The following is a 24,118-nucleotide window of genomic DNA, read 5'->3' on the forward strand; positions in this document are numbered from 1 at the left end:
TCCCCTCCTTGGAGGGGTGCCCGAGGGGCGGGGTGGGTATGTCACATATTACAGAAGCCGAAATGAGTTTACCTGCAAAATGCCGATGAGTTGCGTATAAGGAATAAATAACCCAAATTGAACTATAAAACCCGAACCATGCTGAGAGCTGCAATATTAGACGACGAAATACGGGGGAGCAAATTGCTGGTCCACAAACTTGCCGATTTTGAAAGCGAGTTGCAGGTCGTGGGTGTGTTCAATGAATCCACGCTGGCGGTAGATGCGATTTCCGCACTCCATATTGACGTCCTTTTTCTGGATGTGGAAATGCCCGGACTAAATGGATTTCAGTTTTTGGAACGTTTGGGAAGCTTTGATTTCGAAGTCATTTTCACTACTGCCTATGACAGCTATACGTTGAAAGCGCTGCGCTTAAGTGCGGTGGATTATCTGCTGAAACCCATCGACGAGGAAGATCTGCAAACGGCAATGGTTCGTCTGAAAAAGCGGGTGAATGAAAAGACAGCATACAAAGTTGCAAAGCCGGAGAAGAAACCCAACAACCGCCTTGCTCTGCCAACAGCCGAAGGCGTGTACCTTATTGACAAGGCCAACATCATCAGGGTGGAAGCAATGAGTAATTACAGCGTTTTCATGCTGACGGATACCCGAAAAATTGTGGTTTCGAAAACACTGAAAGAATTTGAGCCTGTTCTGGATGACACCCATTTCATGCGAATCAACAGGTCTGTGATCGTCAATCTTGACTTCGTTGTGAAATACCGCAAAGGTGATGGCGGGACTTTGGAACTATCCGACGGATCGGAAATAGAGGTTTCTTCTCAAAAAAAGGAAGCTTTGTTGGCAAGGCTGTTTTAAAGCGGTTCCGATAAACGTCGCCGGAAGGTCAAGAACTATCTTTTGACAATCCTGCTCCTCACTATCATAATTATCGCAGCTACAAAGGTTATCAGATAGACAATCCCTAACCCTACTTTCCTGAATCTGAATGTTTCAAAGTCGAACTCTCTGTATAGTCCGCTGCCTACAATTACAGCAATAATAACCATGATTATCGGGAAGCCATTCTGTTTATTCTCCATATCCTTTATGATTTTTAAGTAAGTAATTGTTGGGTTGAATACCCACGCAAAATACTACAATTTCCCATTTTTCGATGATTTGAAAAGCGTGTTGGCGTAAAGTAAGATGCTTCTTACCTGGGATTCTTTTGTTCGTTTGTGATAAAGTTTCTGCTTCAATCATACTAACACACAGTTCACTAACTAAAATACCCCCTTCAATCATTGTCCCAAAAAGTGACTTGAAAGGTGCATAGATTTAAATCAATAATCAGTCTCTGATTGGCTGTGACACATTTTCAAATGCATTTGCAGCAAATTCAAATGACCCACGCAATCTAATAAACGTCCTTTGTAATCGTCGCGAACCAACAAGATAGCGGCCAGGCAGAGAGATCATGATACCATCGGCTAATGCTGTTACCAACGGCTCATTTATAACGCAACCAGGAAAAACAGTCATCATGGAAACTCGTTTTCTATTTCTCGGATTATCATTCTTTGCGATTCAGGCAACTGCTCAGGATCTGACACAGATCGGAACCCAGAAACCAGTCACCGTCAGCGGTGCGATTGATGTTCGCGCGATCGGGTATAATTCAAAGGGAATTGCTCCCAGGAGAAGCCCCTTGTCATGGGTTGTATCGGGCAGTCCAACGATTGCTCTTTACGGAATCCGCATCCCCATTTCTTTTACATTCACTGAACAGGAAAGGTCTTTCAGCCAACCATTTAATCAGTTCGGACTCAGCCCGACTTACAAATGGATCACGGTACACGGCGGATACCGCAACATCAGCTTTTCGCCGTATACCCTTGCAGGTCATACGATGTTAGGTGGAGGTGTTGAGTTAAGCCCTGGTAAATTACGATTCGGGCTGATGACCGGCAGACTAAACCGCGCCACGACGGTAGACACCACAACCGGAGCTATGCGACCTTACAGCTTTTCGAGATATGGCACTGCGGTGAAAGTCGGCTACGGAACGGAAGCCAGTTTTATCGATCTGAGTTTTTTACAAGCAAAGGATCGTGAAAAGGACTTTGGCATTGATCGTGACTCAGCGCGTATCAGACCGTCCGCCAATTCGGTGCTTGGTAGCAGTTTCAAAGTCAGCTTTTTAAAGAAATTTGAAGTATTCGGAGATGGTGGTATCAGCGTTTACACCAGGGACAGTCAGTCGGATCTGGTGGTTGAAATTGATTCAACGCGAAAATTTATAAAAAGCATTTCTGACATTCTGAAAGTCAACGGTACAACGGAATATTACGTAGCATACAACGGAGGCGTTGGTTACACGAGCAAGCACTTTTCCCTGAAACTCATTTATAAATATGTCGATCCAAATTTTCAGTCGATGGGCGCGTATTTTTTTCAGGATGATTTAAGAAACATTACCCTGAATCCTTCATTTAACGCCCTAAATGGAAAATTGCGGTTTGCAGGAAGTTTCGGGATTCAGAAGGACAATGTAAAAAAACAAAAGGCCGCGACAACGAGCCGGATCATTGGGCTGGCCAATCTTTCATGGGACATTACAGACAGATTGGGACTGGATGCCAATTATGCCAATTATACTTCCAATGCTGAACCCACGGTCACCATGGTCGAAAACAGGTATCTGCTCGCACAAACCAATAGTAACGTTTCGGTAACGCCACGACTGATTTTGCCCGGAAAAACGATGGCGCAGGTTGTAATTCTGTCGTATAACCTGAGTAGTCTGAAAGATCTCAATAAGGATACCTTGCAAGCAGCCAACATTTTATCACAGGTTGTGTTTCTGAACCATAATCTCACGCTTAACAGCCTTGGCCTGACCATCAGCTCAGGACTAAACTACACCTCCAACGAACTCGCAATTGGTACCATCAAAAATTACAGTGCCAACCTGGGTTTTTCAAAGTCATTTTTAAAGAACAAACTGGCGCTCAGCAGCAGCAACAGTTACATCGTTACCAAACCCATGCAGGGAAACGGACGAATATGGAACCTGGGTGGAAATCTGGCCTACATGCCCGCCAAAGGCCACCGGTTCGCGCTCAGGGTGAATGCAATGGATAACAGCTTGACATATTCCGACAGGGAGCCGATAAAATACTCTGAGTTAACGGGTGAACTGGGTTACACTTTCAATTTCTGATATTATGAAAAGGCTTATATTTTACATTCTGTTTTTATTTGGCTGTTTGGAAGGAAAAGCTCAGAACACCTCCATCCGGCTGACGCTCAACGTGCTCCCTCCCTACTCCACCAGCCTCACCGACTATCGCCCGTCGCCATCCGGCCCGGGCAAGATGATTGTGACTGTACAGAACCTCGGCCAGCAACAACAGCGTATTTACATCCGTGCAGAAGTTCGGGGAGAAGACAACGGCGTCCGTATTTACACCAGTCCGGATTACGTACCAGCTACACCAATTGTATTAAATCCCCTTGAAACCCGGCAGCTTTTTCCGGACGAGATCATGGACATCTATGATCCGAACAGACTCGTTTACATTGGTACGGATCAGCGACAAATCAAAAACTCCGATCGTGTTCCCGAAGGAATGTATTCCATTTGTGTACGCGCTTATGATCACACACCGGGGCGCACAAACGTTCCTGTTTCCATGGCCAATCCTGCCGGTTGTACCACCATTTTCATGCGAAATACAGAGCCTCCCATATTGATCCAACCTTTTCAGGATGCGGAGGTGAAGGCGTTTCAACCACAGAACGTTATTTTTTCCTGGACACAACCTGCCGGCTCCGACCTGAGCACCCGTTACAGACTAAGAATTGTAGAAATGTTTGAAGGAGACGGACGACGTATAGACCCGAACGTGATATACGAAGCATCCGGATCACCGATTTTTGATCAGGAAATTGTGGGCAGTGTATATGTTTACGGACCGTCGGATCACGCGCTTGTTCTTGGTCGCCGTTATGCCTGGGCGGTGTCCGCGGTGGATCCAAGCAGCAAAACAGCTTTCCGGAACAATGGCCGAAGTGAAGTAAGGGCATTTACCTACAAACCTTTTCTACCAGGCCAAATTGCCACGGTTCCTTTGTTGAAAAAAGAAGAAAAACCTAAGAAAGGAGGGCGCATAGCGTTGTCTGACGTCAGATTTACCCGGGATACGCAAATTCGGGATCTTGTCATCAATAAATTTAAAGGAAAGCTGGTGTGGGCTTTCAGAAAATCGGAGGCTGGTTTCGTACCGACACCTCCACCCGCCGCTGTGAAAGAACCCGATTTCCCGAGTGAATCAGGAGCTGGAATCGGCAATGTTAATTTCAAAGCATTTGAGCTTGCATCTGCGGTTCAGGCACGAGCGTCCAATGTGGTGAGCAAGGCTGCGGGCAAAGAAAATGGTACTCAGAACAATTCTGCCAATAATAGTTCAAATGCCGTGTATGCGCTGGGCGGTGGTGCTACCACAATGCGTACGGTTTCTATTACGCTGGCAAGTCGCGCAAAAACAGATATAGTGAACATGCTCACGCAGCGCCAGCGTCAGCAGGAAAAAATCCTTTCACTTGCTGATGAAAAACGTTATCCTTTATCACAAACGAAAATCAGCGTTTATCTGAGAAAGAAATCAAAATCCGGAAAGCCAGCTCAGGCTGCTCCGATGATTTTCTGGACTGATGGAAAGAAGGTGCAGGATGAAATTTTGTTGGGACAAACCAATACCAATAGCGCCGGTGAATTTGAGCTGAATTACATGGATCATATTCCGGACGGATACGACGTGTATCTGAAAATCGAAAACCGTTATTTTGAATTTGCAGATTACGATATTCCGTTGGTTGCGGGTCAGGATGGCACATATGATTTCGGTGAATTGGTCGGACTCGCCAAAACTTTCCGCTTGCGTGTGAAGGTAACAAACGAAGAAGGATCAGAACTCGAACTGCCGAAAGTGAGGCTTGAACGTACCGCCGGATTTTATAACGGTGCTTCCACAAATCAGAATCTCTTACACGAAGTGATGAAGGATAGCATCACGGGGCAGCCAGCGGAAGTTGTTGCCATGGGGAAAAGTGGTTCTTTCTGGCCCAGATTGTTTTACAGTCAGGGATTTGCAGATTCGTATTCTGTGGTGATTGAAGGAGAAGGAATTAACAAAACAGTTCATAATCTGAATCTGATCGACTTGTCAAATGTGGGTCCTAATCTCTCGGAGTCTGATCAGGTTGTTTTTCTTGAAAAAAGTTTTGTAGCCAATGTATCACTGCCCGTCGTAGAAGGCCGTGTACTCACCAAAAATGGTGAAGTGCCCGTAGCAGGCGCGGTGGTAACGATTCGAAAAAAAGGAAGCCGTACCGGTGAATCGACCAGACTGTCTAATGGTATGATCGGAGTTACTTATAATCTAAATGACAGATCAGCTGTAACAGACAGCCTCGGCAAATTCAAAGTTGAAAACATTCCGTTAAACCCGGAAGCCGTCGAGGTCATGGTTAACTTTAAAGGAAAGCAGACGATCCACGACAAAGACCTATATCTGTCGCAGCGCGGTGTACGCGAAAATATTGATCCGTTGTTTATCAATGCCGAGCTGATCACGGTTGTAGGTAAAGTGGTGGATGTAAACGGAGAGCCGCTTGCCGATGCATCGCTCAACTGGAAAAGTGGCGGTAAAGCATTTTATAGTGAAGGAGATGGCAGTTTTACGGGTAGTCAAACCGAAGGGAAACATACGCTTATCGCCCGCAAACCTGGTTTCCGTGATACGGAGTATGTGGTGGAGCTAAAAGCTGAATCCAAACAAAAAGGATCTGCGGTATCAAATACTTCTGCCACCTCAGTCAACGCTGCCGTGGGCAAATGGACACAGTCGACCAGTACGGCACAGCTGAACTTCAACGGAACCGGCATTTATGCGGGACAAAAGATTACCCCTAAAAAACCAGAAACGCCTGCACCTCCAAAACCAGGCGCTCAAAATCAGTTCAGGAATATTGCTTCAACAAGCGCATCGGCTACACTTACAACAGCTGCTCAAAACTACTTTGATGTATTCTCGGACGGAATGGCTTCTTCGTCTATTTCATCCGGTCATGTGATCGTGATGAGTAAGTTTTTCGTGAAAGCGCTGGTTAAAGATGCAGCTACGGGCAAGCCGATTGCCGGCGCAAATGCATCGGCAGAAGGCGGAGAGAAGATTTCCGTTACCAATGCATCTGGTGTTGCCATTGTAGAAGACGTTGCGGGTGGAAATGCAGCCATCGTTGTAAGCGGACCGGAAGGTTCTTTCTACGAAACCCGAAAAGCCGAAGTTATTCTGGAAGCTTCAAAGGATACGCTCTCGGTGGAAGTAAGCCTGAAAGCGGGATCCAAAGCAACCGGTTTGGTAAAACAGGGCAATTCGCCGGTAGCTGATGCAGTAGTGGCCGTGGAAGGCATGGAGCACATTTATGCCAAAACCGACCAGCAAGGCAAATATTCGCTTTCCGGCATTCCTGTTGGAGAATACACGCTCATTGCCAGCAAGGAAGGTTTGCTTGCCGGAGAAAAGTCGCAGCAATTTAAGGCGAATGAAGCATACCCAATTGATTTTACACTGACCGATCCCGGTTTCAACGCATCCAAACTTCTGGGTTTCAAACTTGTGTTGCATCGTTCAAAACAAGGTCCCGGCGCCAACGAGTTTATTATATCGGGTGAGCTGAAAGACTTGCCTGATAATCCGATTTTCAAAAAAGCGGGTAATGCAGGTCAAACACTTCGTTTCACGGACAAAACAATCATTAAGGAGGGCAACAGCATTTATCCAAAAGGAGGAGAACTGGTTACAGATGTTTCCGAAATCAAACTAAAAGTATTTGATTATCTGGTTATTAAATTAAAAAATCAGGGCGGTCTTCGGGTACGTCCAACTTCCCCAAACAACCGTACGGAAGGCGAAATCGCCGGTGAAGCGGAAATTGATTGGGGGGCGACTTTCTCAGCTATCTCGGGTATAACCTTACCTTCTATACCGGTTAAAATAAAAACCGGCAATGCCGACAACATCATCGCGCCAATCACCAGCGCCGGTACTGCATCACTCACATCACTTGGAATAACAGGACCCGCCGAAGGTTGGAGTTTGTACGGCATAAAGGTGATTCCTGATCTCCCGGGCTGCACCATTGACAAAGAAGGGTTAAACCTGAAAGGTAAAGTCAAGATTGATAACGTGCCCATCCTGAGCAATCAGGAGTTGAAACTGGAACGTTTTGTGATTAGTAAACGGGGTGAGATCAAAGATGTGAGCGTTAATCTGAACCCGCAGCCTACGCTAACTTTAATTACCTGGAAGCTGAAACTAAGCGGAGTGAGCATCAACCAGTACGGCCTCAAATTAAACGGGGAAATGGAAATGCCGATCCCGTCGTCCGATGTGGCAAAAATTGCGGTGAAGGAACTGGGTATCAATGGCGAACAGCTTACAGGCGGGACGTTCCTGCTCCCTTCAACTGGCGTGGACATTTTCGGTCAGGTGAAATTCCAAACCACAGCAGGTAAGGATTTTACGATTCAGAAAATATCCGGAAGTACGCATTACCGCTTCATTGGCGCCGGTACGATCAACCTGCCGAAATGGATTAATCAGCGTATTGTGCTCGACCATTTCAGTGTAGCCACAAACGGCGATTTCTCGGTTGTTGCCGAAACGGATGTCGAAGTGGATTTCGCCGGCATGGCCAAATTGGGCATTACAAAATTCGGTTTTGCATCCAATGTTTCTCAAATCACAGTCGGCGGAAAATTCAGGTTGAACATCCCCATGTTTGGCATCGGGGCAGACGGAACACTTTATTTCAGAAAAGGCCAGGCGCCACGGATTGATGAACTGGGGATTAACTTCAATCTGGCATCCGCAATTGCATTGGAAGCGAAACTCAAACTCAATGATACTGAATTCAGAGGCAAAGGTGCCATGAAACTGGCGGGTATTCCTGGCGTCGGTCTCGAATTCTGGTATGAGAAAAAGAATCGTCTTCAAACCATAAATGGCGGATCGCAAGGAAATTCCGGTATCCGCGTTGGTGCCAAGTTTGATGCCAAAGTGGTGATTCCTATTGGTTTGGTAAAACTAGATGGGCTAACCGGTGGATTTGATTTCGATTTTGCTGAGAATATTTACAGCATCAATGCAGGCGGGCGAATCACTATTGCGCCAGATCCTTATGGTGTGGTTGCGCTGGATCCGATCGCCATTAAAATCACCTCTGCACCAGGCGGGCCAATCTTCGAAGGAAATGCGGGCGTGAAAGTACTTGATGCGTGGACGCTGGGCTCAGCTACGATGAAACTGGATTTTAACAAAAAACAATTCTTCATCGACGGCGAATTCGGCGCAGGATTTAGTCTGATGAAAGGAATAGATGTAGAAAGTAAATCTGGTGTTCACCTCGAACTTTACACAGGTACAGGAAGCAATTACTGGTTTGTAGCTGGTTATTCCAAAACCCGTATTTTAGGAATATTCGACACCGGCGTTACAATTGCAGCCGGATGGAACGTGCCGAAAAGTACACATACTTCACTGAGCGGAATTCCTGATTATGCGCTTACCAACGGAAGGCTTTATGGCGGATATTTCGGAACACATTCGTCGATTGACCTGGGTCCTTATACGGCTCGGTTAGGACCAGCCAGCGCATCGGCCTGGTATAAAAATAGCGGAATGTGCGAGGTCTATGCCAACTTTAAATCCAACAGTTATGGATTAAAAATAGCCTCAGATTGGCGTGCCGGAGCCAGAGTGTCAATCTCACCTTTTGGAGACATTGCATCTGCTGATGTACGATTTGCGGGAGGACTGGAAGGTTATTATGGCAGTAACAGATGGGGTATCGAAGGTAATCTTTCGGGAACGATACGTGGGCATATTGGATGTGACGGCGGCTGTAACTTCTTTGCTTTTGCATGGCCAATACCGGTGCCCTGCGGTTTCAAGATTTGCGCCAGCGGTGCAGCTCGTGTTGCTTACAGTTCCACAAATGGTTTGAGTTTATCACTAAAACTTTCCGAGTAAAATGAAACGGTCAAATATTCTGTTACTGATCCTTTTAATCACATGTACCTTACCGGGCTTCGGGCAAATCGGTGTTAAGGAGGGCAAGGATGCTGTTTATGTGTACCTGGCCGACAGACGACTATCGGCGCAAACTCCGATGCAGTCCATAACGGGCGTAAACCTGTTCCGTGCAATTGGAAAGGAGGATTTTAAACCGATGGGTAGCGTGCAGGCTGCGCTTACTCCCGAAGACTTCAAGAGCAAGGCGGGCAAAGATATTTTGAAGGACATTCAGGTTCAAAAGAATTTGAAGACCGAACAGGAAGCCTGGGAATTTGTAAAAAAACATCATCTCCTAACCGACTACGGGCTGATCGTACTAAACCCGGATTTTTCTGTGGCGATGGGTGCGGTTTATAAAGATGCAGAAGTTAAAAAGTCGGGCGCCAAAGATGTACGTTACAAAGCTGAATTCATCACAGTGGACGGAAAAGGTAATAAAACCGTTGAAGCAAGTCTTATACTCGGCACTCCTCCTGTTATTGCAAAACCAGAATTACAAGCCGTTGTAGAAAACGACTCTTCCATGATCATTACCTGGAAACTGAATCAGGCAACATCTCCTGATGTGATGCTCGGACAGATCTGGCTGAGAGAAAGAGCCAATGCACCATTCAAAAAAGCAGGTTATGCTTTTGCTAACCGGGACGAAAAGAATGAAAATATCACTTTCACCTGGCAGCAGAAGGTTAAACCCGGACTTTCATACGGGCTTTACATGGAACCGCAAACGCTTTTGAATCTGCCCGGACCTTTATCCGATACCGTTTCCCTGATTTCAAGAAATTTCAGAAGCTTGGCACAAATACCTATTGCCACTGTTAAGGATACTTCCAATGGTATTTTTATTTCCTGGAAAACAGTGGGAGATATTTCATTTCTGGGCGGTATCGTCATTGAACGTAGTAAACTTCCATCCGAAGGTTTCGCCTTGCTGGACACCATTCCGGCATCGGCTACTTCGTATACCGATACGAGGGTTTTACCCAATACTTTATACCATTATCGTTTCAAAATGCTGAGCATTCGTGGAAGTTTGTCGGAACCTTCGGCTTACGTATCTCACCGCATGTTTGTCAAAAAAAGACCTATTGAAGCACCTGAGCGTGTAAAGATCGTTTACAACCAAACAGGTAATGCAGTTATCTCCTGGAAACCAGTGCCATCGCCGGAAGTGAGCGGGTATCAGGTATTTCGTACGTTACAGGGAAAAGATCAGTTTGAGCAGGTTTCCAATCTTTTGCAGGATTCCGTTTTCATTGACACTACGGTTCATAACAGTCGCCTGGTTTATAAATATGCCATCAAAACAATCAATTACGAAAACCGCACGAGCGAGCTTTCCAATATTGTATTTGGCAGTCCGGCGGTAGCGATTTTACCCAAAACACCATACGATGTTGAAGGTTATGCAGAAACCGGAAAAATTACCTTGCGCTGGAAAGACATGGTGGCTTATGATGAATATATCCGCGGCTATACCGTGTACCGGAAGGCATTGGGAGCAGCCATCAAACCGAAAGATACAGAGCTATCGGCAGAAGCATTACGGGCGGATGGTTTCAGAAAAATCAATCAGGAATTGACCAGAGAAGTTGTTTTTGTTGATAAAACAGCCACACCGGGACTCAGCTATGCCTATGCGGTAACGTCCTCCGACCAGTTTGGAGTTGAAGGAAATGCACTCGGAGCAAAGAAAATGGATACGCCTAAACTCACATTGCGCGCACCGGAAATTTATGTCCGACAAACCAGCAAAGGCATTGAAATCACCTGGAACGATGTATTGGTGACCGGAGTAGATAAATACCTTTTGTTCGTTCGCACTCCTGGTCAAAAAGAACCTGCCCTTCTCGCCGAAATACAACCCGGAAAAGAGTTATATGTCAACTCCACTGCCAAGCCAGGCCAGCAATATTTCTACACCATGCAAATCAGCGGAAGAGGCTCAAAAAGTCCATTGGGAATTGAAAAAAGCGCACGTAGAGATTAGATCAAAAACGAAATATTTAGTGAGTTACGATCACTCTGGTTTCAGTAAAACCTTTTAACAATCAACATCATGAAACGCATTATACATACAATCCTGCTAGCTGTTTTTTCTTTATGCCTGCATCCGGCTTGTGAAGAAAAACTGGACCTACTCCCTCCTACGCTTGCCGATGTGAGTGTTACCGAAGTTGGTGTGAACACGGCCAAAATATCGTCGGCCATAACCAAATCGGGTAATCAGGAAATTCTTGATTACGGATTTACAATGTCTCTTTCTGCGGATGCTCCCGTCATAGGCGATGGAAGTATCAAAAAAGGAGCCATCGATAGAGCCACGCCTACGCCTATCGCCATCAATGCTTCGCTAACCGGCTTGCAAACTGCAACCGAATATTATATCCATGCATTTGCCCTGCTTGAAACCGGACCGGTGTTTAGCGAGGGTGTGAAGTTTAAAACCTCCAATGTTCAGCAGCCTGTTGTCAAGACAGAGAGTTTTGAGGCGGTTACAATTAACTCGGCTACACTAAAAGGAAGTGTCTTAGCCAAAGGAAGTTACCCGATATCAGAGTATGGTATTGTATGGAGCGGCACAGCCAATCCTACCACGGCTTCTGCGTCCAAATATCAAGTTAAAGGTGACATTGCCGCTGTGCCCACTTCCTTTTCTACGGAGGCGCGTGGTCTGTCGCCCAACACCGCTTACCATTTCAGAGCTTATGTAATTTCCAACGGTGTAACGAGCTATGGGGCAGACCTGAATTTTAGAACGACGAATGAAGTCCAACCGCAAGTTCAGACCGGAGAAGCGAGGGTTAACTCTACTTTTTCATTGCTGTTCGGACAGATCACAGCCAAAGGAACTTCGCCCATAACCCAATACGGTATTTGCCTCGCTACAAAAGAAAACCCGACAATCGGGGATTTCAAGGCATTCCTTAGCGAAGATGTGAGTGAAGTTCCCAGGTCTTATTCGTTTCCGTTTTTCAACCTGCAATTATCGACGACATATCATTATCGTGCTTTCGTGACCATGAACGGTGTAACTACTTATGGGGAAAACAAAACCTTCCGAACCAGTGAACTTCAACCGACCGTTGAGACTGGTGACGCCAAAGCCTACGACTACTCTGCCTATCTCAGCGGAAAAATTACAGCCAGAGGAAGCGCAGCTATCACGCACTACGGAGTGTGCTGGTCGGAGACTGCAAACCCGACGATCAGCAATGGCAGATATATGTTTTTCGGAAATGTTACCACATTCCCCAAATCCTTCCAGGTGTATGCACAGGGACTAATCGATGATAACCTCTACCATTACCGGGCATTTGTCACAATGAACGGAGTTACCACTTATGGTGCAGATAAAACCTTCAAAACACCCAAACATGTAAACTGATAATTGGATTCGTGGCTCCTTATGGATTGTAAATATTTCAATTTCAAAAACTTAATATATCATGAAAACGATCGTCTCAATCTTCAAAAAAATGGTTCTCCAGACTAATAGGAATTGCATTGCCATCGTATTTGTAATGGCATTGTCGCTCATGACCCTTAATGCCGTAAAAGCGCAAACCCAGGCTTTGCCATTTATCACAACCTGGCAAACCACCTCTCGTGAAAACCCAACCTCAAAACACATTATATTTCCGGGATGGGGTCGTAACTATACCATTTTCTGGACGGGACGTGTGGGTGGACGAACCGTATACGGCCAGCTAGTTGGCAATGGTGCAACCCGAATTGATTTCCCGGCGCCAGGGACTTATCAGGTTAGAGTTGGCCCCGGCAGCGGCACCTTCCATCGGTTTATGATGTATGAAAGTGAAAGTAAAAAGCTTATCAGCGTGGATAAGTGGGGAAGTATTGTTTGGTCATCCATGGGGGCTGCCTTCAAAAATTGCCACAATATGAATGTAATTGCAACGGATATTCCCAATCTGTCACAAGTAATCGATATGAGCAGCATGTTTGAAAATTGTCTCCTGATGACGGGCAATGCAACTTTTAACTCCTGGAACACAGGTAATGTGAGAACAATGAGTAGCCTGTTTAGCAGCGCGCAAAAGTTCAACAACCTATATGGAATTGGAACACAGGCAATGTTACCGACATGAGCCGGTTGTTTCGCTTTGCCAGGAATTTTAACCAGGAAATAGGAAATTGGAACACTTCAAAGGTCACAAATATGTCTAATATGTTCTACGCCACGGGTTCTTTCAACAAACCCCTTGGAAACTGGAATACGGCAAATGTTACCGATATGTCATACATGTTCAATAGTGCAGGGGCTTTCAACCAACCCATTGGCAATTGGAATACAGCAAATGTGCTGACTATGAAAGGCATGTTTGATTCCGCACAAGCTTTCAATCAGGCAATTGGCAGTTGGAATACTTCCAAGGTAAAAAACATGAGCGCAATGTTCTATTTTTCGAAGGTTTTTAACCAACCTCTCGCAGGTTGGGATACCGGGAATGTGACAGACATGACGGCAATGTTTTGCCATAATTATGTTTTCAATCAGCCCATTGGAAACTGGAACACCCAAAATGTCACGAGTATGCATTTGATGTTTTCCATGACCAAGGCATTCAATCAACCCATCGGCGGATGGAATACCGGAAAAGTAACTGACATGTCTAAAATGTTTTACGGGCTTCCACTCTTCAATCAACCGATCGGATCGTGGAATACAGCTTCAGTAAAAAATATGTCGTATATGTTCATCAATGCAAGTGCTTTCAATCAACCAATCGCAAATTGGAATACGTCCGCAGTAACGGATATGTCGCACATGTTTGATCACGCCACTTCCTTCAACCAACCCGTTGGAAACTGGAATACAGCAGCCGTTACAGATATGGCCTACATGTTTCTTAGTGCGCCTTCCTTTAATCAGCCTCTTGGAAACTGGCAGGTTGGCAATGTTAAAAGTATGTATCAAATGTTGGATTCAACAGCCATGTCTACCGATAATTATGGCCAGATATTTATTAATTGGGAAAGTCAAATATTGCAAAGTGGAGTTGTTCTGGGCGCGGCTACACTTACTTACTGCAAAGGTTCTACTTTTCGCAATCTGATCGTTTCCCGGTATTACTGGGTTATACTTGGCGACAGAAAGGACTGTTCCAACTGTACGGGATGTCGCATGGGTGCCAACGAGATAGCTGGTAGTCCTGAGGAATCCAATCTTGCCGAAGTCTCAAAATCTGAAATGGAATCTTCGCCCGGTCTTGCATATCCTAATCCAACTTCTGACAGGCTTTTCATTAATAATGAGGGTGGCAATATCAATTCCATCAGCATTTTCGACTCAAATGGTCGTATTGTACTAAACCAGAATGTCACAAATGGCAGCCTGAATAGAGAGGAAATTTCAATGACCCGCTTTCCTTCCGGCGTTTACATGCTGAGTACGTTTCAGAAGGATGGTACGCGCAAAAGCCAGAAAATTGTCATCAGCAAGTAACCAACAAAACATTTCAGCCCGAAAACCACTAACAACCAGCATGGTTTACTAAATTCACTTCGGATTAGAGCCAGATAACAGGGTATTTGAAGTGATGAAAAGAGTTTATTTTTTGATATTGTTAATTTTAAATGGCTGCGGTCCGGAATATGATACGAAGTATTACAAAGCCATTTCGCCGGATAAAGGGCAGACTGCACTATTGAAGCTGGAAATATCAAAGGATTTCTTTCACGGTGATTATCAAATTATATACGATGATAAATCAAAAGATGACGGCAAGATTACCGGTAATGTAAAGGGCGATACCCTGACAGGAAATTTCCGCTATTTGTCGAGAGAAAACGCGAGGTCTATTGTTCCCATTGTTTTCTTAAAAACTGGCAGAAATCTGAGATTGGGTACAGGCGAAGCCGGAACTTACATGGGATTCAAGGTCTACTCGCGCGGAAGTGTATCCTTCAATGATTCCTTATTCCTGTTTCAACCCATTGAATTACAGGAGTTAAATTCTTTGAAGAATTTAACTAAATAGAGTTCAGAAGAGCGTTTTGGTAAAATATTTGAGAGCAAACCCTGCCGGGGCAAAAAAAAGCCGTCTACCAAAGAGGAGACGGCTTAGCGCGTAATTTCAACTTACCTATTTTTTCTTGAATTCCAGATAAGGAAGTTTCTCTTCAACACCAGTAGCTGTGTTGGTAAGTGCCATTTCAATATTAATCTGCTGCACACCACTTGCATTGATCACTTTCGTGCCCACTCCTACTACCTTTTGCTTCAAAGCAGCCCCAGAGCTTTGCTCTACATCAACGGTTTCGTTAATTGAAAACTGATCGCCAGAGGTGGTTGTTACATTGGTAAGATTCCACTTTTGGGTAAGAATAGGTACGTTTTGCCCCGAAATTGTTGTCGACCTGTTCTGTGTGTAAGCAATTTTAAGCCTGTTATTGTCAAGGCGCTCCACATCCCACGTATGCTCCGACAGTATCTGACCGTCTATATAAAGAGTGTAATAATTGCCTACGAACTCCGCTGCAAAATTATTTTCCGGATCCACCTCTTTGTCTTTATCCTTGCAGGCCCCCATTAGAACAACCAGACAGCAAAAAATTAACTTTTTCATATTATAGTGATTGGTGTAAGCTTTGAAAATCCAAAGGTAAAAAGTGTATTGTTTATTACTGTTTATTTTTTTAGCATAAAACGGCCTTCCGGGCAGTTTATTATTGTTTTTTTTGCAGGGAAACTTAAAATGGCAACTTGCCCAGATCTACATTTCCGCCAGAGATAATTATCCCAACGGTTTTCCTCTCGAAAATTGCTCTATTTTTCAAAACCGCTGCAAGTGATACCGCGCCCGAAGGCTCTACAACAAGTTTCATTCGTTCCCATAAAAACCGCATTGCATCCACAATTTCCTCATCAGATACAGTCAGGATATCGGTCACATGTTCTTTTATGACAGGAAATGTTTTATCTCCCAGATAAGTCAGCAGTCCGTCAGCAATGGTTTTTACATAAGGCGCTTTTTCAATTTTCCCACTGCGAAAGGATAAAATGGCATCCGCAGCGCCTTCGGGTTCACCTGCAAAAACCTGTGTCCCCGGAGAAAAATAACGAGCCGACAAGGCTGTTCCACTCAACAAACCTCCACCTCCAACCGGCGCAATGATCACGTCCAGATGCCCGGACACATCTTCTATAAGCTCTTTTGCAGTAGTTGCCTGCCCTGTCATCACCTCATAATTATTGAAGGGATGTATGAAAGTTGCACCCGTTTTTGCTACAATTTCTGCCACCGTTCTTTCCCGTTCTTCCGGTGTATTTTTACAGAATGTGATGGCTGCACCGTAGCCTTCCACAGCTTTAATTTTCACAAGAGGTGAGTTGTCGGGCATTACGATATAAGCTTTGGCGCCGACCATGGCTGCGGCGTAAGCAATTGCCTGTGCATGGTTTCCGGAGGAATGCGTTGCTACGCCATTTTTTCTCTGTTCCTCTGTAAGTGTCAGTACAGCATTAAGTCCGCCGCGGGCTTTAAAAGCGCCAATTTTTTGAAGGTTTTCACATTTGAAATACAACCTGCTTCCGGTTCTTTCATTCAAAAAAGCAGACGTAAAAATCGGTGTGCGATGAATGTACGGCTTTACTAGTTCGTGAGCCTGAATTATATCTTCCCGGTTCGGGGCATTTTCCAGCATATTCTGAATTTTAGAGATAATCGAATTGAGTAAATTATATCGCTTCCAAGTTAATTGAGTTATTCCCAAAATGCAAAAAGCCTGTCGGTTGACCCGACAGGCTTTTAACAAAATTTAAATCTGATTATTTACCTGCGTTTGGTGTATACAGGTTAAAGAACTGATCCATTTTAGGAGTAATGATGATTTCTGTACGACGGTTCAGGCTACGGTTAGGTGCTGAATCATTCGACACTTTGGGAAGATACTCACCACGGCCACCTGCAATCATACGAACTGGCTCAACACCATATTTCTTCTGCAATGTACGAGCAACGGAAGTAGCACGCAATACGCTAAGATCCCAGTTGTCAGATACTTTATCAGTAGCGATAGGCACATTATCCGTGTGGCCTTCAATAAGGATGTCGATGTCTTTGTAATCGTTAAGGATTTTAGCCACTTTACCCAAAACTGTTTCAGCCTGAGTATTGATCACTGAGCTTCCTGAACGGAATAACATCTTGTCGGAAAGAGATACATAAACCACCCCTTTTTTCACTTCGATCTGAACATCTTCATCGCTAACATCTTGCAAAGAACGTTTCAGGTTAAGTACAAGTGCCATGTTCAATGAGTCTTTACGCTGAATACTAGCGTTTAGATCACGGATTTGTCCGCCTTGCGCATCCATCATAGCAAGTGATTTTTTGATACTTTCAGAACCTTCTTTGCTGATCACAGAAAGATCAGACATACGATCCAGAAGGTTGTTGTTGTTTTTCTTCAAAAATTCGATCTGATCTTCCAGCTCCTTCATTTTAGAAGTTTTGCTGGTCAGTTCGTCATTTTTAAGTTTAAGGTCATTGTTCAAACTTGCCGTTCTGCTATCACAGTCGTTAAGATCTGCTCTTGCTTTGTCAAGCTGGATTTGAATTTCATTTGCCTTGGTCTGAACAGCAAGCATTTTTTTCTTACTGGCGCAGGATCCAAGAACAAATAGCATAGCTACGGCTACAAGCGTATTTCTCATAATACTAAGGGTTATTTTTGGTATAATAAACACTGGTTAAAAGGATACATACTTTAACTGCCTCAAAAATCAAGCCAGACGGCAGGCATATTGCATTCTAAAACGCAAAGGTACAAAAAAATCAGATTGCCTAAGACAATCTGATTTTTCTAATTTCTTTCTAATTAATTCACCAATCAGTCCTCTAATAGCGGATAGACCAAAAAGGATTTCGTCTGCCTTTAATACTCGTCTTCATTAGGTCGGCTAGAATAACGTCATATTGGCCTTGATTTACTTTTTTCCCTTTCATTTTTTTTGGTAATGCCATTAGTTCGCTGGTAACCGGCTTCAATTCAACCTTTTCGGCGGTAATTACCACATCTCCGTCATTAATATCCAGTTCTAAAATGAGACCTGGAAGTCCAAAGTATTTCTCAGGCCCGGCCTGTACGGCGATATCGTTGGAAAACCAGGCTGTAATTGTCTGGTTTTTAATAGTATCCTTAGATACAGCCATCATACACAAATAACCCTTAATCTCTTTAATTTTATTCATGACCTTCCACTGAGGAGCTCTCAGACTATCTTCTACCAGATAGGTTTTACCTGAAATGGTTTCCAAGTCCGTAATTTTTTCATTTTCGAAATTCCGATAAATAAGAAAATCATCCGGTCGGCCCCATCCACCTTCTTCTTTTACCTCCTCATATTTACTCTCCTTTTGATTGAAATAAAGAGTTGTTTTTGTTTTCCACTCATCCTGCTTACCCCAGGTTAATGTCGCCCGATCTTTTTCCTCCTGACTCAAAAAGTCAAGCCGGGATATAACCTTTGTCCAATATTGTACACGCTCATACGTCACTACACCTTCGTGCGATTGAGCCTGAGCCAGTGCATGACTCACTATAAAAATTATAAAAATGGCTATTTGTTTCATCAAAATCGATTTTAATGTTTTAGAATATCTGTTAAAAACCATATCCCTTGCGACGAACCGAGTTATTAACCCCGCGCATGTTGTAGGTAAAGCTCAACATAAAGTACCGTGCAAGTGTACGCACCTGCTCCTGCGACACCACGTTGCCAAAAGCGGACTGCGATATACCTCTGTTTTTGTTGAAAAGGTCATAAGCAGACAAACGAATTTCTCCTTTTTTACTTTTCAGCATCGTTTTGTAAACCGACAAATTAAGAATTGGCATTGACTGGTCAAATCCGAAACGTTTGTTCACATAAGAATTGTATGAAAACCTGCTGTTGAAATAAATATCCTTTGGCATTTTGAAATTCATTTCCGCACCGTAGTTTGTATTCACAATTTTCTGATCCTGGCCCGAACTGATGGAATATTTCGTATCACTGATATTCCAACCTGCGTTGGTATAGATCGTAAATTTATCGCTAGGCGTATAATCCAATCTCAATCCCATGTTATAACCATTGGTATTCGTCTCGTTGAGCACAGCATTGATGTTAGTAAGATTGTTACTCCTGTAATATGAGGCATTTAAGCTTAAGTTACTTTTTGTTTTGACGATTGGGAAACCATAGTTTCCATATGCGTTAAAGCTATTTCCTCCACTTATATTCTCTGCCCTTGTAGTTGTTACCAGGTTTTCTGATACAGTTTGGTTGTATATCACCTGATTTTCATATTTGTTGTAGTACAATCCAAAAAACATTTGGACAAAGCTGCCGGGATTAAAATACTGGAAGCCCAAATTACCCGAGTGTGTAAGTGTAGGAACCAGGCTGGGATTACCAACACGAATATAAAGCGGGTTACTATTATCCACAATAGGCTGCAAGTCGCTGATACTGGGCTCAGATACATTTACGTTGTACCCTCCATACAGATACCTGTTATTCTTCAAGTCATAATTCAGTGAGAGATTCGGAGTCCAATTAAAGAATTTCCGGTCAATATTGGTCCGCACGGGATCGGACTGGTTCACCGCAAAATCTCCATTCAGATGTATCTCCTGAGCTCCCAAACCCGCCGAGATATTAAGTCCATTGTTGGAGTAGCGTAATGATGTTCCCAATCTGTTGAATGTCGATTTATTCTTGTAGTAACGGCTCAGGTTGGTATTCATTTCTCTGCCCGCTTCCTTTACATCAAACACATCCCGATCGACGTCATCTGTTTTCAGACTGAAATTATAGAAACTTTCCAGAATAAACTTCTTGGATAAGGGCTCTATATACAAAATGCTGCTTTTGATCTGATTCCTTAAACTCTTAGTTTCGTTAGTTTGATTGATGTTGATGACACTATCTGGCAAGGTTTGGGAAGATCCAAAAAACCTGTTCATGGATTTTTGAATTGAATTTCCGTCTGAGTTATTAATATTATAACCAAAACTGGCCGCAAAATTCCGCCCTTTCTTTTTAAACTTGTGTCTGAATATGGCGGTATTACCCAAAGCGAACGAGTTGAAATCGGAGTAGTTGTTCACATCACTCATCGTCGACAGCTGATCCACATCCTGCTGTCCCCGGTAATATTCCTGATGGCTTGCATAATCCGTTGTACCATTCCCTATCCGCATGTTACTCAATATAATGAGGGTGTTAAGCGAATCCAATGTTTTTTCAAATCTCAACCCACCGCGATGATTGGCATTGTAATTTCGGCGACCATTTGTATCCAGTGTTGTAAACGCTGAATTGTTCAAAAAGTTAGTCCTCCGCGATATTCCGTCCAAATCCTGGCTTGTTTGATTGTAATAATAACTTGTATTGAATTTGGTTTTCTTCTCGTCGTAGTTATAATTGGCTCCTCCGGCCCAGTTTTTATTAAATCCGCGGTTTTGACCACCACGGCCTGCCTGAATCGTGAGACTTTCTTCGTCATTGTCTCCGCCAAACGATATGTAACTGCCCCCTCCAAATCCAAAATCACCATCATCTCCCCAGTTGAACGACTGGCTACCTTTAAAATCCTGGTAATCATCCCACGACATCCCTCCTGTATTGGTATTACTTCCCAAACCAATGACAGAAAACTGATTCTTCTCATTAAAACGGTTATAATTAATCTTGCCTTCGAGCCGTTTGTCCGTCCCCACTCCGACCGAGGCTTTACCAAATCCTCCTTTCTTATGACTGTCTTTTAACTGTAAATTGAGCGTTTTCTCATGCTTCCCATCGTCGACACCTGTGATACGTGACTGCTCTGTTTTGTCATTAAATACCTGAACTTTGGATATGGCTTCTGCCGGAAGATTTTTGGTTGCAGCCTTTACATCGTCTCCAAAAAACCGCTTACCGTCAACCGTTACACGTTTCACCGACTCGCCCTGCGCTTTAATACTTCCATCCTGCTCAATCTGCATTCCTGGAAGTCTGCGTAAAAGATCTTCTACACTTGCGCCCGGTGGTACTTTAAATGCTCGCGGATCATACTCAACGGTATCGCCACGTATACTCAACGGTGCTCGTGCCGTTTTGATAACGACCTCATAAAGATCCTGATTAAGAAATTTCATGTTCATTTTCCCAAGATCCGTTACATCACCTTCTTTGGGGGTAACATTTTGCTGGTAAGGCAAATAGCCTACATAAGACACTTTGAGCAAATAAGGAACCCGTTTTACATTACGGAATTCAAATGCGCCTTGCTTGTCGGTCCTTCCAAAGTTGACAAGGGAAGAATCTTTTGGCAATAACAACATGACCGTGGCTTCCGGAAGCCCGACGCCGGCGGTATCTGCTATGACACCTTTCATAGTGAACCGGCCCGACTGAGCATGAGTGGTTAGTCCTGCGAGACTACACAATAGCAGAAGTAGGATTTTTTTCAAGGCTAAATGTGATTAAGGGTAAGAGAGTGTAACTAGTAAAATACAATGGTGCAATACTATAAAATTGGTTACATAATTCCAACTATAAAATTAGTTGTAACCCACTTTATTACTAATAAAAGTAATATTTAACTTTATTTAAGATGTAACTGATCGCAATTTAAATAAATAGTATATATAATTTACTTAAATCAATAAAAAATATAATTTGTTATTTTTGCAGCCGTTTCAAATTCCCCATCAGCAAGTTACCTGAAATAAAAGATTGTCGTTATAATGAAAAGAATAGGTTTACTATCTGACACACATGGTTTTATGGACAATCGCGTGCTCAATCATCTCTCACAATGTGATGAGATCTGGCACGCAGGAGATATTGGATCCGTAAAAATTATTGACCAGCTTGAAGCATTCAAGCCGACCAGAATCGTGTTTGGAAACATTGATGACAAAGAAATTCAAAGAAGAACGCACGAAAACCTGCATTTTGAAATCGAAGGTTTCCGGATATGGATGACACATATTGGAGGAGCGCCGCCTCGTTATAATCCTGCGGTTTTACCAGCGTTGAAAAGCGATGCACCGGACATTTTCATATGTGGACATTCGCACATATTACGCGTGATAAGGGATAAGGAGATGTCAAACATGCTGTATATAAACCCGGGAGCGGCGGGAAAAGAAGGATTTCACAAGATGCGCACGCTGCTTCGCTTTAATCTTCATGAAGGTGTAATAAGCCAGATGGAGGTTGTAGAATTAGGCAAACGCGGAGCCATCGAACCATAAAAAACCCGATGCCTGAAAAGACACCGGGTTTGAATCAAATATTTTGAGGAAAATCAGAAAGTCACCTTCGTTGTCTTTTTAACGTTATCTCTCAGGAACTCGGCTTCCACACTTTGCCCTTTCTCATATTTTCCAAGAATTTCCATGTAGTCGTAAATCGTCGCGATATCCTTTCCTGCCAACTTCACTATAACGTCACCGGCCTGTATACCAGCCACCTCCGCAGGTCTTGACTTGGTAACCCCGTCAATCTTCAACCCTTTTCCCTGATAGCTGTAATCAGGCATTACCCCGAGTGTAACCTTAAAATTGGAAGTTGTTCTGCCAGAATGCGTATTGCCGGCAACCACAAACTCAGGTTCCTTTGCTTCTGCATCCACTTTCTCCAAAACTCCTGCTATAAGCTTTAATATTCTTGCTTCTCCTTCAAAATTGATTTTGTCGGCGTCATCACTGGTTTTGTGATAATCACCATGTGAACCTGTAAAGAACTGTACAACAGGAATATTTTTTAGGTAAAATGAGGTGTGATCCGAAGCTCCTACTCCCGACGAATCAACCGTGTATCTTATTTTACTTTTCTCGGCAACAGCGGGGATTACCCTTCCCCAAACAGGGCTCGTTCCCCATCCCGAGATAATAATTCCTTTGGCATCGTCCAGTCTGCCAATCATATCCATGTTGATCATAGAAGACACCGATGTGAGCGGAATAGTAGGCGAATCCGTAAAATATTTGGATCCAAGCAGCCCCAGTTCTTCCCCGGAAAATGCCATAAACAACAGGTTGTGCTTTTCTGCATTGTTATTCCCCGCAAAATGTCTGGCAAGTTCGATCAACCCGGTTGTTCCAGACGCGTTATCGTCTGCCCCGTTGTGTATCTGATTTTTGCTGTCGGGCGACAATGAGCCGCTCTGGTAACCTTTACCCAAATGGTCATAATGTGCCCCGACGATGATCGTTTTTTGCGCTCCATTGTCAAGAAAGCCAATAACGTTCCGTCCGGTAACGGTATGCGGATGACCATCCACAGCATATGTTACCTGAAATGGCTGGAAAAAAGAATTGTCTTTTCCGGCAGGTTTTAAGCCAATGTTTTTAAATTGGTCTGCTATGTAATTAGCCGCTTTGATCTCTCCAAGGCTACCTGTACCTCTGCCTTCCAGATCATCGGACGCAAGAAACTCAATATGTTTTTTGATATCCATTGTCTTGAAATCCTGAGCGAACCCGGATAAAGAAGTACATAAAGCAAGGGCAGTAACGATTACTGATTTCATTATTTTGTGGGCTAAATTCTAATAATTTTCTGTGCGGAATAACAAGTTCCGCTCAAACCGGAATCAGAGCTTTTCCTGGATGTCAGTGAGAAACTTACGAACACGCAACAGGCGCTGAATCAGTAGTTGAGATTCTTCTTTCCGCCTCAACTGCTCTCTTGCTCCTTTGATGGTCCTTCCCTGCTTATCCTTCTGATGCATTATTTTACGAATGACCTCAATATCCCTTTCCGTATAGCGTCTACGATTTCGGCTGTCTCGTTTAGGATTTAACTGAGGAAATTTTTTCTCCCAAAAACGAAGCGCCGAAGCTTCACACCCTACCATTTCGGCAACCTCATTGGTGTCGTAGTATATTTTTTCGTTTGATTCCATATTCCGAAAGCTTAGATAACAAAAGTAGTTAGCCCGTTATTTAATTAAAATGTTTCTAAATAATTTATTTTATTTGTA

The 24,118-nt window shown here is 43.7% G+C and carries 17 protein-coding genes; 9 read left to right on the forward strand and 8 right to left on the reverse strand.

Going from position 1 to position 24,118, the window contains the following annotated elements; translation table 11 throughout:
• Positions 1–117: 117 nt before the first annotated feature.
• The gene (locus LZG71_RS19235; protein ID WP_233823084.1) at positions 118–861 is read left to right on the forward strand and encodes a LytTR family DNA-binding domain-containing protein; all 744 of its coding nucleotides are present in this window, start codon (positions 118–120) and stop codon (positions 859–861) included.
• 213 nt (positions 862–1,074) lie between these two features.
• Here LZG71_RS19235 and LZG71_RS19240 read toward each other — a convergent pair whose 3' ends face one another.
• On the reverse strand, positions 1,075–1,248 hold the full coding sequence (locus LZG71_RS19240; RefSeq protein WP_233823085.1) for a hypothetical protein: 174 nt from the start codon (positions 1,246–1,248) through the stop codon (positions 1,075–1,077).
• Between the two features lie 280 nt (positions 1,249–1,528).
• Here LZG71_RS19240 and LZG71_RS19245 point away from each other — a divergent pair, with 280 nt between their 5' ends.
• The 7 genes from LZG71_RS19245 (at position 1,529) to LZG71_RS19275 (ending at position 15,130) form a co-directional block, all read left to right on the forward strand.
• Positions 1,529–3,208, forward strand: a complete 1,680-nt coding sequence (locus tag LZG71_RS19245) for an outer membrane beta-barrel family protein (protein ID WP_233823087.1) — start codon at positions 1,529–1,531, stop codon at positions 3,206–3,208.
• A 4-nt stretch (positions 3,209–3,212) separates the two neighbouring features.
• Complete coding sequence (locus tag LZG71_RS19250; protein ID WP_233823088.1) at positions 3,213–9,083, forward strand: carboxypeptidase regulatory-like domain-containing protein; 5,871 nt, start codon at positions 3,213–3,215, stop codon at positions 9,081–9,083.
• Position 9,084: 1 nt separating this feature from the next.
• Positions 9,085–11,118 carry a fibronectin type III domain-containing protein gene (locus tag LZG71_RS19255; RefSeq protein WP_233823090.1) on the forward strand — a complete coding sequence of 678 codons (2,034 nt, stop codon included), beginning with the start codon at positions 9,085–9,087 and terminating at the stop codon, positions 11,116–11,118.
• A gap of 69 nt (positions 11,119–11,187) precedes the next feature.
• Positions 11,188–12,516, forward strand: coding sequence for a hypothetical protein (locus LZG71_RS19260; protein ID WP_233823092.1), 1,329 nt, complete (start codon positions 11,188–11,190; stop codon positions 12,514–12,516).
• A 61-nt stretch (positions 12,517–12,577) separates the two neighbouring features.
• Positions 12,578–13,237 (forward strand): DUF285 domain-containing protein, encoded by a 660-nt coding sequence (locus LZG71_RS19265; protein ID WP_233823094.1) that lies wholly within the window; start codon positions 12,578–12,580, stop codon positions 13,235–13,237.
• Complete coding sequence (locus tag LZG71_RS19270; RefSeq protein WP_409013643.1) at positions 13,201–14,595, forward strand: BspA family leucine-rich repeat surface protein; 1,395 nt, start codon at positions 13,201–13,203, stop codon at positions 14,593–14,595. The genes LZG71_RS19265 and LZG71_RS19270 overlap by 37 nt, the downstream gene beginning before the upstream one ends.
• A 112-nt stretch (positions 14,596–14,707) precedes the next feature.
• Positions 14,708–15,130 (forward strand): hypothetical protein, encoded by a 423-nt coding sequence (locus LZG71_RS19275; RefSeq protein ID WP_233823098.1) that lies wholly within the window; start codon positions 14,708–14,710, stop codon positions 15,128–15,130.
• Positions 15,131–15,235: 105 nt separating this feature from the next.
• Here LZG71_RS19275 and LZG71_RS19280 read toward each other — a convergent pair whose 3' ends face one another.
• The 5 genes from LZG71_RS19280 to LZG71_RS19300 all read right to left on the reverse strand — a co-directional run bounded on the left by LZG71_RS19280 (position 15,236) and on the right by LZG71_RS19300 (position 21,596).
• Positions 15,236–15,718 (reverse strand): hypothetical protein, encoded by a 483-nt coding sequence (locus tag LZG71_RS19280; protein ID WP_233823099.1) that lies wholly within the window; start codon positions 15,716–15,718, stop codon positions 15,236–15,238.
• Positions 15,719–15,842: 124 nt separating this feature from the next.
• Positions 15,843–16,796: a threonine/serine dehydratase gene (locus LZG71_RS19285; RefSeq protein ID WP_233823101.1), complete on the reverse strand. Its 954-nt coding sequence runs from the start codon at positions 16,794–16,796 to the stop codon at positions 15,843–15,845.
• 124 nt (positions 16,797–16,920) lie between these two features.
• Entirely contained in the window at positions 16,921–17,808 is an 888-nt protein-coding gene (locus tag LZG71_RS19290; RefSeq protein ID WP_233823103.1) for an OmpA family protein, read from the reverse strand.
• Between the two features lie 184 nt (positions 17,809–17,992).
• Positions 17,993–18,727 carry a GLPGLI family protein gene (locus tag LZG71_RS19295; protein WP_233823105.1) on the reverse strand — a complete coding sequence of 245 codons (735 nt, stop codon included), beginning with the start codon at positions 18,725–18,727 and terminating at the stop codon, positions 17,993–17,995.
• Positions 18,728–18,758: 31 nt separating this feature from the next.
• The gene (locus LZG71_RS19300) at positions 18,759–21,596 is read right to left on the reverse strand and encodes an outer membrane beta-barrel family protein (RefSeq protein ID WP_310587764.1); all 2,838 of its coding nucleotides are present in this window, start codon (positions 21,594–21,596) and stop codon (positions 18,759–18,761) included.
• A 276-nt stretch (positions 21,597–21,872) separates the two neighbouring features.
• Between LZG71_RS19300 and LZG71_RS19305 the strand changes: the two genes are divergently transcribed.
• On the forward strand, positions 21,873–22,385 hold the full coding sequence (locus LZG71_RS19305; protein WP_233823107.1) for a metallophosphoesterase: 513 nt from the start codon (positions 21,873–21,875) through the stop codon (positions 22,383–22,385).
• 53 nt (positions 22,386–22,438) lie between these two features.
• Here the strand turns inward: LZG71_RS19305 and LZG71_RS19310 are convergent, their stop codons facing one another.
• Positions 22,439–23,665, reverse strand: coding sequence for a M28 family peptidase (locus LZG71_RS19310; RefSeq protein ID WP_233823109.1), 1,227 nt, complete (start codon positions 23,663–23,665; stop codon positions 22,439–22,441).
• A gap of 63 nt (positions 23,666–23,728) precedes the next feature.
• The gene (locus tag LZG71_RS19315) at positions 23,729–24,040 is read right to left on the reverse strand and encodes a MerR family transcriptional regulator (protein WP_233823111.1); all 312 of its coding nucleotides are present in this window, start codon (positions 24,038–24,040) and stop codon (positions 23,729–23,731) included.
• Positions 24,041–24,118: the final 78 nt, after the last annotated feature.

This window comes from Dyadobacter sp. CY312, from assembly GCF_021390535.1.
GTDB lineage: Bacteria > Bacteroidota > Bacteroidia > Cytophagales > Spirosomataceae > Dyadobacter.